The organism is Rodentibacter trehalosifermentans (assembly GCF_002000545.1).
GTDB classification, from domain to species: Bacteria; Pseudomonadota; Gammaproteobacteria; order Enterobacterales; family Pasteurellaceae; genus Rodentibacter; species Rodentibacter trehalosifermentans.
In genome coordinates, this window is sequence record NZ_MLHL01000006.1 from 137753 (window position 1) to 150530 (window position 12778).

10 protein-coding genes and 1 pseudogene are annotated in these 12778 nt (G+C 39.3%); all 11 read right to left on the reverse strand.

Annotated elements, in window-relative coordinates; all coding sequences use genetic code 11:
* Positions 1-22: 22 nt before the first annotated feature.
* Positions 23-1156 (reverse strand): ABC transporter permease, encoded by a 1134-nt coding sequence (locus BKK52_RS01520; RefSeq protein ID WP_077477664.1) that lies wholly within the window; start codon positions 1154-1156, stop codon positions 23-25.
* The gene (locus BKK52_RS01525; RefSeq protein WP_077477666.1) at positions 1143-2474 is read right to left on the reverse strand and encodes an ABC transporter permease; all 1332 of its coding nucleotides are present in this window, start codon (positions 2472-2474) and stop codon (positions 1143-1145) included. Before BKK52_RS01525 ends, BKK52_RS01520 begins: the two co-directional genes overlap by 14 nt.
* Positions 2475-2476: 2 nt before the next feature.
* Complete coding sequence (locus BKK52_RS01530) at positions 2477-3883, reverse strand: Fe-S-containing protein (protein ID WP_077477668.1); 1407 nt, start codon at positions 3881-3883, stop codon at positions 2477-2479.
* A gap of 111 nt (positions 3884-3994) precedes the next feature.
* Positions 3995-4513, reverse strand: a complete 519-nt coding sequence (locus BKK52_RS01535) for an iron transporter (RefSeq protein WP_077415632.1) — start codon at positions 4511-4513, stop codon at positions 3995-3997.
* 18 nt (positions 4514-4531) lie between these two features.
* Entirely contained in the window at positions 4532-6433 is a 1902-nt protein-coding gene (locus BKK52_RS01540) for an FTR1 family iron permease (RefSeq protein ID WP_077477670.1), read from the reverse strand.
* Between the two features lie 392 nt (positions 6434-6825).
* A complete protein-coding gene (locus tag BKK52_RS01550; RefSeq protein ID WP_077477672.1) occupies positions 6826-7491 on the reverse strand; it encodes a HEPN domain-containing protein in 666 nt (221 codons plus the stop codon).
* Positions 7492-7626: 135 nt separating this feature from the next.
* Entirely contained in the window at positions 7627-9327 is a 1701-nt protein-coding gene (locus tag BKK52_RS01555) for a LeoA/HP0731 family dynamin-like GTPase (protein WP_077474334.1), read from the reverse strand.
* An 11-nt stretch (positions 9328-9338) separates the two neighbouring features.
* Positions 9339-11537, reverse strand: coding sequence for a hypothetical protein (locus tag BKK52_RS01560; protein WP_077474333.1), 2199 nt, complete (start codon positions 11535-11537; stop codon positions 9339-9341).
* 74 nt (positions 11538-11611) lie between these two features.
* Positions 11612-11923: a WYL domain-containing protein gene (locus tag BKK52_RS14305; RefSeq protein WP_482822346.1), complete on the reverse strand. Its 312-nt coding sequence runs from the start codon at positions 11921-11923 to the stop codon at positions 11612-11614.
* A 66-nt stretch (positions 11924-11989) separates the two neighbouring features.
* Positions 11990-12130: pseudogene (locus BKK52_RS14310) on the reverse strand (WYL domain-containing protein); the annotation flags it as partial.
* 6 nt (positions 12131-12136) lie between these two features.
* Positions 12137-12511 (reverse strand): DeoR family transcriptional regulator, encoded by a 375-nt coding sequence (locus BKK52_RS14140; protein WP_306291868.1) that lies wholly within the window; start codon positions 12509-12511, stop codon positions 12137-12139.
* Positions 12512-12778: the final 267 nt, after the last annotated feature.

Sequence of the window (12778 nt, forward strand, 5' to 3'; positions counted from 1 at the left end):
TGATATTCGCTATTTACAAGGCTTATTCGCCTTTTAATACATTGGCTGTTTGAATACTTAATGCACGGCGTGTTGGAATAATGACGGCGATAAAGGCAACCAGTAAGGCGAGCATGACCGTAATCGGGAAAACCGGTAAACGCATATCAATGTAAGATTTAAAAACCGTTAAACCTAATATCTGCGCCAGCAAATAACCGAGCATGAATCCCATAAAAATGGCACAAGTGGCGATGATCAGAATTTCTGTGCAGATTTGTTTGATAATATCCGATTGCTTTGCCCCCAAGGCTTTTTGCAGAGCGAATTCTTTGGCACGTTCACCCACAATCGCAACCAAGGTAGTATTCACACAAAGGGTAGCTAACACTAAAATCACCAAAGAAATCAGCCCCATTAATCCTTTTATTTTGTCTAAAATTTGCCCCTCAGAAGCGGAAACTTTACGAATAGGACGGGCGGTAAGCTCGGGATATTGCTGCATGATTTTTTCCGCAAATTGATCTACTTGCCCCAGTTCATTTTTGACATTAAGTAGGGCATTGTTGGCAAGCCCTTCTTTTTCTAACCAATTTTGTGCAAAATCAAGATTGACGATGAGCATATTGTCTGTGGCATCACCGGCTTCTACGATAGCTTTAATGGTAAATTGATGTTTTTCTACGGCATTTTTAGAAAGTTGGAGTTTATCGCCGATTTTTAAATTAAGCCGTTCTGCAAGGGTCTTGCCGATCATGGCATTGCGATCATCAAAATCCACATTAATTGCCGAGCCGCTAATTTGCCAATAGGGCGCTAAAACCCGCATATCGGCAAAACGAACGCCCATAATGACAATTTTTTCCAATTCGCTGCGTGTGACACCATAAAGATAGGGGCTGGCAGCGGTGATTAAGCCTTGTGGGGCTTGTTGTAAAATATCATCAATTTGGCTTACCGAAATCATTTCGCCTTTTGTAGAGCCGATATAGAAATTAGCACCAAAGGTACGGAGTTCTTGGCTCATTTTGGTGTTAATGTCGAAATATACCGCCGCCATCGCGGTAACAATGCTTGCGCCCACAGTTAATGCGGAGAAAATAATCATCACCCGTTGTAAACGCAGGCGCAGTGCACGGAAAATTAATCGCCAAAACATATTTTTATTGTCTGCCATAAAGCACCTCAACAGGATAAAGTTTGGCAATGCGATGAGCCGGGAACCAAGTGCCTATGAGGGCAATGAGGATTGAAAGCATAAGCACGCAAGGAATGACGATCCAAGCAAAACTCAGCGGTGCACCGAAAAGGGTTGTGCCAATAAATTTGGCGAGTCCCCAACCGGCTAAACAGCCTAATATACCGCCAATCAATGCACTTAATAAGGCTTCGCAATAAAACAATAGCATGATTTGCCACGGGTAAGCCCCCAAGGCTTTCATTAAACCGATTTCTTTGCTGCGTTCAATGATGCTTGAACTCATCAGTGAAGCAATACCCATGGCCGCTGCAATGACCGCTGCCAAAGTGACCACCGAAAGTAATAATTGGATTTTGCTGATCACCACCCCTTCCGAGGCGGCGACTTGCCAAATTGGGCGTACAATGGCACCGGAAACGGCTTCTTCCAGTTGATGAGAGATGGAAGACACATAGGCTGTGCAATACCAGCGATCATATTCTTCTGCATCAAGGGCATCGGTATTGGCTCGAGCCTTACGGGAAAGGGCATTTTCCGGCACGGTCAGTGCAGACACTTTCACTGATTGCACTTTGCCTTCTACGCCTAATAAGGCTTGGGCTGCACTTAACGGCATCACAATTTGATTATCTTCCATGCCACCGGTGGTTAAAATACCTTGAATTTTGACCGCACTTTGAGCGGAAAAATCCTTTTCTTGATAGTTTAAATAAAGGATATCACCTATTTCCCAGTGGTTCACCTTGGCAAGTTGCCGGCCTACAAGGACGGGAATGGTCTCACCGAAATCGTCATTTTCATCATTCACCCAATTACCTTGCACTTGCCAATAGGGGCTGATAATACGTTGCCCGGTGTGATAATCCTCTTCATCGGGAATCGCTATTTGATGATCGAAAAATGTCCCTAAAATGCTGACAGAGAGGGAAAGTGCGGTGTTTTTTTCCGCTGTTTTGGAAGCATTGACTTTCGCCGTTAATTGAGGGGCAAAGCCGACAATATTATTCCGCCAGAAAATATCTTTGATATTTGGGAGTTCTTTTTCATCAATAAAATCTTGACCGGAAAGGGAAATATTGGCATTGAGTTCATCGGGTAATGCGGCGTTGCTTGCCGGCTCAATCAAAATGTTTGCACCATAAGATTTCAGTTCTTTCGCCATTTTATCGCCGATATCAATGGAAACGGCAAGCAAGGCAGAAACCAACCCTGCGGCTAAAAAAAGGGTGACAATGGCAAGTAATTTCCGTTTGAGGCCAAAACGCCAAGATTGAAATAACATTCTTGCTAACATTATTATTCCTCTTGTTCATTTCCACGGTTTAAATATTTTTCAGGCTGATTGCGGAACTGTTCGAGATTTTCTTCATTTTCAAAGAAATAAGTACGGTTCTCAACGCTGTATTTATACTCCGTTTGGGTGTTCTTTAATGTTTTACCACTAATGGGATCCTGCACTTCAATTTCTACAATGGTACTGAATAAATTAAGTCCGTCTTCTAATGAGGTGCGGGGAATAATGAGCGCATTGTTGGTTTGTTGCCAATTTTCAATCGGCACGGGATTGCATCCCCCCGGTTTGCCAATGGACGGAATAAACATATGCACCCCACAGCCGACACAGACCACTTGATTGCCTTGCATCACATAACCTTGATCGCCACATAATAAGCAGGCATCAAAAACGGCGGCAAGACTGAGTTTAGCCGGCTGACGATTAATAATAAAAAAGCGTACGGCTTTGCCATCATCGGCAATCCAAACAAAGCGGTGGAGTTTACCGTCTTTCACTTGCTCAATCGGAATATGTACTTGCTGGGCTTGATCCAAGGTTACCGGTGTGGCTTCAGACAGCTGCGGAGGACGGGAGGCAACTTGCTGCCAATAAATCTGCGCAGTTGCGATAAGCAACATTACCACGATCCCCCAATGAATAAGGCGTTTTGAGGTTTGCACCAAGGCCAATTTTTTTCGTTTTTCAATAGGATCTTGCTCAATTTGGGCGTGTAACTTACGTTTAAGATGTGTTTGAAAGATAAAAATGCCTAAATTGACGAATATCACCGCAAGACAGAGGGGATTAAGCCAACCGGTGATCGCTCCTGATTTTGCCACAAAGCTTAACCGAAGCTTGGTGAGATCGATGATTTGTAATTTCATCAAAATAAGGAAAAGTTCGCCTACAAGCGGTATCACTAAGGCAAACCAAAGTAGAAATGTCAGCGCAAAAAGTGCGGTGGATTTTCCCGTTGTTTTTTGTTGTTGCTTCACTAAAAAGTAAATCCACATTGCAACGGCAAAACATAAAATGACCCCGAAAATGACGGCACTGAGATTTAAAATAAAGTCTGTATTAATAATATCTGTATTGGTGAGGGCGGTGATATTGGGATCTTTCGCCCAAGTTATACCTGCAATCAACATAAAGATAAATTGCCAAGCTAAGCGCAATTTAGGAAAGTTTACCCGCTGACTGAGGGCAAAGCATAAGAATGCAGTGAGAAAAAAAAGCGTCAGGCTCAGATTGACGATTTGACTATTAGGCAAGCCAAAACGCAGTGCCACACCACTTATTAACCCCAAAAGACTTAGCCAAATGATCGTTTTTGCCGCCGGTGCTGTCGGTTTTATTGCCCAAGAGGCACCGAGTAAAATGGAAAGAGGCAAGAGTGATTGAAGCAGAAAAACGAAAAAGTAAGTCATAAGTTAAAAAATATCATGGTGACAAAATCGGTTGGCACAATAGATTGTTTTGTGACATAGATGTATCAATTTGTGCGTGAATATCCGCTATTCACGCACATTGTAAAACAGTTATTTAATACCCGTGAATTTGAATTCATAGCTCACATCAAAAGGTTTCCACCAACGGCCTACGCCGGTTTCGCCATCAGTATGACGGTGTAAACCTGCTTTTGATGGCGGATCGATATGATAGGTTAATTTATAGTTACCTACACCCATCATTTTGACGTTTGCCCCGTAATGTGGGCCGTCACCTGCTACCATTGGCATAAAGGTGCCTTCTTGTTTTTCGCCGGTATCGGTATTCACTAAGGTGTAATTAATGGTGAGATAAGGCATCCATTCGCCATCGCCAAAGCCATTTTTATTGCCTTTTACGGCGTGAATATCCGCTTCTAAGTGAATGTCCGATTTGGCTGCCGGTAAGCCCATACCACGGGGTTCCATATCAATAGGTTTGAGATAAACGGCAGCAATTTCCATATCATTCATTGTTACGGCTTCGCCGATTGGGTATTCGGTAAAGGCTTGTGCGCTTGCGGCGAATAAACCTGCTGCGAGGGTTGTCGCAATGAGTGCTTTTTTCATATTAAGATCTCCTAAGATTTAACGTAAAGCTGCTTTTTTGCTTTGGTATTTCATAACCGCAAAGGCAAAAAGTGCAGCGATGATTAAAATGCCTTGTGGAACGAGTGTTTCAACATAAGGGTAAACGCCCAACCAAGCAATTTCCGGTATGCCGTTAATTAGGGTTGGCTCAAATAATTTTCCTTCGATCAATTCCAAGACGGATTTTCCGGCAAAAACAAAGGCCATCATATACATAAAGGTGCCGGTGAACATAAAAAACGGTTTAAGCGGAAGTCTTACCACGCTATATCGCATAATGAAGTAACAAATAGCCAGTAGGATAACGCCCACCACAAAACCCGCAAAAAGATAAACTAAACCGACCGCACTTTTGGCATCGCTTGCTAAGGCATAATAGAATAAAACGGTTTCCGCCCCCTCACGATAAACCGCTAGAAAGCTGGTGAACCATAGGCTGGCTAAAGAGCCTGCTGTTAACGCGGTGGAGAGCTTACCTTCTAAATAGCGTTTCCAATTTTGCGCTTCCACTTTTGAAAGGAGCCAGTAACTCATCATAAAAAGCATGACGACGGCAATCATCATGGTGAAGCCTTCCAATAATTCCCGATGTTGACCGGCGTTTTCAAAAATCAATTGGAAAATAAATGCGGTGATGACACTTGCCCCCAACGCAACATAAACCGACTGGCGGATTATCGATAATTTGTCTTGATGACCATTTTTGACGAGATAGGCCACAATCGCGGCGACAATAAGTAAGGCTTCCAAGCCTTCGCGTAGAATAATTAATAGGCTGTATAAGAATAAGGACCAATCGCTTTGTTCTGTGCCCTGTAACATACCGACAGCTTTGGATAAGTTTTGGGCGAGCCCTTCAGCTTGAGCCGTTAATTTGTCCCCTTGATTGGCTTTCATTAGGCTGACCATTCGGGTGAAATAGCCTTCAATCTCTGCTTTGAAATTGCTATCACGGGAGCCGATTCTATTTTCCATTCCACTGTTCTCAAATACATCAAAATAGGTGTCTTGTACCGAAAGAATGGCTTTTTTCTGTTCGCCTTTTTCATAAAGGGAAATGGCTTGTTGAATTCCTTGGTTCACCTGTTCGGCAATTTTCTGCCAATCTTGTTGCGCATTTTCCACAGATTGTGTTGAGTTATCCGATTGATTTTGTTCTTCACGAGTTGCCGGTAGCGCCGGTAATAAGGCTTCAAGATCTTGCAAAAGATTGGTGCTTTGATAAGCAATTTCCGTCATTTGATCCGTTTGCTCGCTTAGACGAATTAAATTGTAAAATTGTTGGTTGATAGCGGCGGATTGTTCGGAAGAGCGGTGAGTTCGCACTGCCATTTCCATTTCTGAGTTTTTATAGCCGTCATATTGCGCTTGTTGGAAAGATTGTTTGGCTTTGGCAAAATTGCCTTTCTCATAAGCCTCAATGGCTTGTGCCACGAGATCATCGATGGTTTTAAAGCTTTGTTGCCAATAAAGCAAAATTTGATCATTTTGATAGACATTGTGTTGCCCGTCTGCATTGAGTTGATGACCTTCAGCCAGTGCAGGTAAGACCTCTTGTAAGGCTTGTTTTAGCCCATTAATTTTGGTTTGAATTTCATCAAGGGATTTTCCTTCGCCAATCATCTTACGGATTTCACCAAAAGTGGCTTCCATTTGATAGCTTTTTTGTGCCGAAAAATTAATGCGGATAGGGCCTTCTAAATTCTCAAAAACTTCAAAATACGCCATTTGCACTTCCGTGCGGGCATCATCAGGATTATTTTGTTGAAGAAGTGTGGCGGTTTTATCTAACCGTTCAGTAATATCGCTTACCCATTGTTGATAATTATCTTGTGCAAAAGTGATTTGGGAAAAGAGAAATGTGAGTAATAGTACACTACAACGTAGGATACGCAGCATTGAAATCTCCAAATGCAATCTATTCTTATTTGAGGTTGTATTATCCTTAAATAAGAAAAAATCTCAACAGAGACTTTCCTATTTTGTGATGTAGGTCAAGTTTTGTGAAAAGAAATAAAAAAGGAAATGCGGTTAAAAAATCGGGTGTTTTCTAACCGCACTTTAGACATTAGAAATGTGATGTTTTTGCCTAAAACAGCGATCTTAATTTTTCCCAAAAAGAATTTGTTTGGCTCTCTTTCAGTACGATTTCACCAGCGCATTTAGGACAACATTCGGGGGAAGGCAAAAGCACATCACTTTTTTGCAGGAACGAATCTCTCCATTCACATTTTTTGCAAGCCCATTGCATTGGTTTTTGAAATGGCACCGGCATTTTTACCTCCTGAATTTTAATTGGCGACAACGGGATAATAGGGTTTTCCCCAGTTTATTTCCTGATGATTTTCCATCATAATTTGCAACATTTCAGAGATAAGCAAAGACAACACACGGCAACCGTCTTTTAATTGCGCGCGGTTTGCACTGCTATTGTAGGTAGCCCCACCGTGCAAAATTTGATTACGCAAGGTATATAAACAAGAAAAAATCACCTCTAAAATATATTGGGTTTTTCCTTTCTCTAATGCGGAATAGGCTTTTTCTTTACTTCTTTCAAAGGCAAGCTGAAATTCTTTTTCTGAAATTTTGCCATTGTGATAATCCCAAAATGGTTGATAAACAAATTGATTTTTGATGAGTAAGCGGATGGATTGGGAAAATTTATTCCACACTAAATCATAAATACGTTTTTCTTTATCACAGTGACAAATTAAATTTAAAAATAGATTAAATGTACTACGATCGCCTATATTAACATTAATTTCTCTGGCATAGGCCGAATTAAATGAGATCCATAATGCAATAAATTGTGTATCAAAATCATCGGATGCTTCCGCATTTTCAGATTTTTCTAACCAACTAATTGCACGGTGAATCCGTAAGCGAAAATCTTCAGAATATCCATCAATATCCCGATGTTCACGGAAATAGGTTTTTAGGGTTTGGGAGGTTATCATAATAACTCCTTGAATTTTAAAATAAAAAATAATTGTTTAATTTCTATTTAGATCGGCTTTAATTCTTCTATTCTAAGTGGGGAACGCTTAGTTTTTAGAGAAGCAGCTCTTTTACGACTAAAGATTCCACAGCAGTTATTGCTCTAAAATTCGATACTCCCCTTCAATAATTGCACCTTCCTTCTGCCATTCGTTAAATGCTTGTCGTCGATCAGCTGTCTGCGAATTAGTAGTTTGAATGGCTTGGAATTGTTCTTTTAGCTCAACAAATCGTGGAAAAAGTTGACTGACAAAATTGTCATCATTCAAAGAATTCAATAACCCCTCTCTTTGCTCTTCCAACATGGTAACAATCTCTTTAACCATTATTGCAAAATCTTCTTCAGCCTTTGCTTTTTTATAAGAATCTAATAATTCTAAGCCAATGCCTACGGTAGCAAAGAACACATTTACTCGGGCTGCAAGATTTGTCGCTCCCCAAGGTTTAAATTTCAAATATTTGGCTAAATCCGCTCCGACTATTTTGCCCATTGATACAATCCCATCACGAGCAGCTAATATATGTGTACTGGTCAATTTTTGTTTGCTAAGGAAACCTAGTCCTTTACTCATCAATGTTGAACCGAGTGATGTTTCAAATCGGACCATTTCATTGTTGAAATCTAAACTGATCCTCTGCAGTGAAGTGCTGATAACTTGGCATTGTCGGTCGAATTCCTGCTCAATTCGTGTATTCAAAACTATGCCATCATTGCCTAATTCACTCTCATAAAAATCAGAAAATGTATTTAAATCAGTTCCTTTTACCTGTCTGATTAATCCACTGAGGTAATCTAATACAAATCCTTTTAAACTTGCCCGCACATTATTAATACGGGCGGCCATAGGCTCCAATTCTGTGCTCAAATGCTGGGTAATATTAGCCAAATGTTCCAGCTCTACATCAAGTGTTTCTTGTGTTTTCTTTAAAATTGGTAATTGCTTACCCAAAACATCTTGAATCATACTTTTTTGTGCCTCAAATACAATCGGCATTACACCTCCATTCTTTTCAATGGTATGGCGTGTTGCATCTTGAAGTGTACTGATACGAGATAATTTTTTAAACTCATCCAAATTATCCAGCCAATAATCAGTACCTTCCCCAAATGGATTTGCAGAGACACCAACAATTTTAATTTGTTCGGCTTCTTTTTCTGTCAATCCGATCATGCTTTTCAGACGGCTTAAAACATTTTCCGTCTTAGTTTTCAAATTTTCACGGTAATCCCAGTCATCCTCAACATCTGCAACCTCATCAAACCGACTGAGTACAAATACTGTCCGCGGCAATAAATTTAAATCACGGAACAGCCATTGCAAATCCTCCTGATGGCTCTCTTTGATAGGATTCGCCGAATTCATCACATATAAAACCAAATGCGCTTCACTAACATATTTTTTGGTCATTTCTTTATATTTTTCAATCTGACCGACACCGTTTTGCTGCTCTTTAAAACCAAATAATCCGGGCGTATCAATAAGCTCGATTTCACCATCAACCGTATAAATCTTCACCTCATTAGAAGATTCCTGCTGGCTGATCTTCATACTTTGGTCTAAACGCTCTAACCAAGCCGAAGCAATGGAGGTTTTACCTTCAGAAAAGCCGCCTATCAAAGCCACTTTCAAGACACTACCTTCAACTGATTTTGCAGCCGTATTCAATTTTTCTAATAGATCCGGATTTGGGCTCAACCCAAATTCTCGCCCTCTCTCAATGAACTGTCCCAATTTTTTCAACATTTTTTGGGATTTTTCCTGCTGGATTTTAAAAGTATTTAATGTATTAGACATTTCCATTTTCCTTAATATTTAATTTGTTGAGAAATAAGCTGTAATTCTTTATTGGCTGAATCCAACACTTCTATAACTGCTTTGTACTGCTTCAGAGGAGTTTCCAATTCTAGAATAACCGGCTGGATTTGCTCACGCATACCATTTTTAATTTTATCTAAAATTTTATTTATTTCAGGTTCCATTCGGGATTTTGCCTCTCTAATTGCCTTATCTGCCTGCTTACGCTGTTGCGATTGCTTATAAGATGAGCTGAAAAAGCCGATCACTGATTTTGCAGCACCAATTAATGCTCCTAATAAAGCCAATACGCCACCGACAAATGCTAATGTCCAACCAACAGGATTACTCGCAACTAAAATAGCCCCGGTAACGACACCAACACCGCTTGAAATCAACCCAAACAGCTTCACACCGTTATCTACTTTGATTTCCATATCGAATTTATCCAAAGTCAACGAATGATTTTGTATTTTGACAATATTTTTCAAATGATTATTTGCACGCTTAATGATATTTGAAATTTCAGTTTCAAAAGTTGTTGCTTCTTTTTCAATTTTCTTACGAAGATTATCTTCCAAGTTTTTGGCCTGTAAATCCATTGAGTTTCTCAAGTAATGTTTAAATTCATCATTACTAATGTCTGAATCAATTGCTTCATAAATTTGCTCACCTACATCCCTTTCAAAATTGCGAATGATTTTACTGCCTACAACATTCAAACTACCTTCAAATTGTTCCAGTAATACTTTGATTTGCACCTGGGCATTTTGAACTTCAGAACGAATTTCTTTACGTTCAATATCAAATTTCTGATTTAATGTTGTCAATTCAGAAATGGCACTTTCCAGAACCTTACCAGCTTTATTTTTATTAGAGCGTTTGATTTTATCCTGGTAATTACCAATAATTGTGGAAGAGAGTTTTTCCGCAAAATTTTTCAAACCACTCAATTCCAATACTTTTTCTTTTGAAGTAAAGCGCGCCAAAAATTTTCTTTGTTCGTCTGCCTCTTTACTACCGGGAACAATGCATTGTGTTAAAGCCAGATAAGCCGGTCTTGCGCTGACGACTAGACTTTGACAATATTTATCTTCCAATTCGATTTTTAACTTGTTATCCAAAGCACGCAGTCCTTCTTCCTCATCCTGATTGATTAGCGGTATTTTTAATTGCCGTGGATTATTAACAGCATGGTTATAAATTGTCCATACTTCCGTCTGCACACCCAACTGCTCCTTCATTTTTTCCATGGTTCCTTTTTTACCTGATTCGCCTTCATGCGTTTGCGGAGGGCGTGGCGTGCGTGTTACATAGAAAACTGCATGGGCTTTTTTTATTGCTTCTTCAATGGGGCGAAGAACAATATTTTCATCACCTTCAATGCCCGGAACATCAATTAAAGAAAATTCATGTTCTTTATACTTAAAATCAAAAGACGTATTATCTCGAGTAAAATCAGAACGACCATCGCCAATAATTTGGCCGTCTGCAAATTGTTTCAGCTTCTCAGCTTCCTTCAATATCCGTGCATTTTCACTTTCAGCTTTTTGTTTAGTTTGCTCTAAAGATTGTAGTTTTTGCTCCATCTCAGCTGAACCTTTATGTTTTTCTTGCTGAATTTCGCTTAACGTTTTTTTAGCAGCTGCCAATTCAAATTTTTCTTTTGGTGCGGAAAACCAAGAAATCAAGCGTTGCCACCAATTTTGCTTAGCCTTAATTTCTACCAACAGATCATTTAAGCGGTTAACTTCCACTTCCGCTAGCATCAAGGGCTCTGCATATTTTTTAGTAAGTAGTTGTAAATTATCCTCTACATTAGCAATAGCTCGTTCGGTTTCCATAATTTCTTGGCGAATTTTGTCAAAAGAATCTTGTGTTAATCCGCTTTTTTCAGCCAGCATTTTAAATTGACGCTGGCTTTCTAATTTGGTCGGCTCGCCTAAAAGTAAACGCAATGCTTCAATTAAAGTTGACTTACCTGCATTGGTTTCACCATAAAATGCGATAGTAAAACGCTTCCATTCACTCAACCGCTTTAATTCATCATATTCTTTTTGGATTTGCTCATTCAAAATATTCAGATTTTTAACTGCAACGGCAACATTTTTTTCGACCTTATCATCATATTTCTGACTTGATAATCGCTGAATAACCTGCTCAATGCTATTTTGTAGGTTTTCATAAATTAAATTGGATTGTTCGCTCATTTTTACCAACCTTTTTTAAAAAATTACTTATATTACAACTAACAAATAGGAATAAGACCTTATATTTTGTATCGTCAATGTTGCTTTTTACCGGGTAAATTCACATATACCCGTAATTTCTCCACCATTTTCCCTTGTAACCCTTCCGGGCTAATAATCGTCAAATGCGGTATCCAATATTGCACTAAGGGGACGATATCCAGTTCGTGAACATTTTCACTGGATAAAATCAGTTCGCCATTTTCTGCTTTATGTACGAGTTTTTGATTCGGCAGCAAATTTCGGCGTAAGAAATAGGGTGCGGCAAAAGCGGAGACTTTAATAATAACCTCGCTTAATTGATTGCCATGAGAGAGACTGTCATTTTTTGTAATTTCTTCTATCAATTTTGGATTAGGTGTGAAAAATTCATCTAAAATTTCGACCGCACTTAATTGGGTAAAACAAAAGGTTTTTTGCCTGTCTTGATCTGTACCAATGAGATACCAAATACCGTTTTTATTAATCAGGCTATAAGGCGCGATTTTGTAATATTTGCCTTCTTCGGCATTCAGTTTGGTATATTTAAAACTGATGAAATTTCGTTGCTGAATGGCTTTTTATAGTTGGTTAAATTCTTTTTCAAGATGATGAATACTTTCATATTGAAAGCCTTTGATTTGTACGCTTTGGGTGAGCTTTTCTTGATAAAACTGCCGGTCAATTTTAGGGAATAAATCCGCCACGCTGACAAAAAGGGCAAAGCGTTGAATATCTTCTTCTGTGAGAAATCCTAATTTTTGGCGGTTGATTTTGTAATATCTCGCCCCTTTTTCTTCCCATTCGAGAAAATCAAAGCGATTGATATCACGCTGAATGGTGCGTAATGATACGTTAAATTCTTCTGAGAGTTGATGGATATCAAGGCGGATTCCTTGATTGAGCTTGCTTAATATTTTCGCTAAACGTTGTGCAAGTTGGTTGTTCTTTTTCATTTTTTAAATCATTACGGGGTGGTGCGTATAATTTATCAGAAATTTTTCTGCACCATACGTCAGGTTGTGTCGCAGATAAAAAATATTGATTGTTTTTTTACTTTTAATGAGTTGAGGTTTTAAAATTTAGTCGGTGATTAATCGGCTTAATTATCAAATTTACCGATGTGATTTTTTCTTAGAGAGAGGATTGGATTTGAAAAAAGTGGTTGTGAAATAATAGATTTTTTAGAGAAGAAAGACGATGATTTGATTGATTGATTGATT

What these genes read in the sequence shown, in the direction of transcription:
- BKK52_RS14140 (WP_306291868.1), bottom strand. Translation starts at nt 12,511, where the DNA reads ATGAAAAAGAACAACCAACTTGCACAACGTTTAGCGAAAATATTAAGC.
- BKK52_RS01535 (WP_077415632.1), bottom strand. Translation starts at nt 4,513, where the DNA reads ATGAAAAAAGCACTCATTGCGACAACCCTCGCAGCAGGTTTATTCGCC.
- BKK52_RS01530 (WP_077477668.1), bottom strand. Translation starts at nt 3,883, where the DNA reads ATGACTTACTTTTTCGTTTTTCTGCTTCAATCACTCTTGCCTCTTTCC.
- BKK52_RS01525 (WP_077477666.1), bottom strand. Translation starts at nt 2,474, where the DNA reads ATGTTAGCAAGAATGTTATTTCAATCTTGGCGTTTTGGCCTCAAACGG.
- BKK52_RS01520 (WP_077477664.1), bottom strand. Translation starts at nt 1,156, where the DNA reads ATGGCAGACAATAAAAATATGTTTTGGCGATTAATTTTCCGTGCACTG.
- BKK52_RS01540 (WP_077477670.1), bottom strand. Translation starts at nt 6,433, where the DNA reads ATGCTGCGTATCCTACGTTGTAGTGTACTATTACTCACATTTCTCTTT.
- BKK52_RS01560 (WP_077474333.1), bottom strand. Translation starts at nt 11,537, where the DNA reads ATGAGCGAACAATCCAATTTAATTTATGAAAACCTACAAAATAGCATT.
- BKK52_RS01555 (WP_077474334.1), bottom strand. Translation starts at nt 9,327, where the DNA reads ATGTCTAATACATTAAATACTTTTAAAATCCAGCAGGAAAAATCCCAA.
- BKK52_RS01550 (WP_077477672.1), bottom strand. Translation starts at nt 7,491, where the DNA reads ATGATAACCTCCCAAACCCTAAAAACCTATTTCCGTGAACATCGGGAT.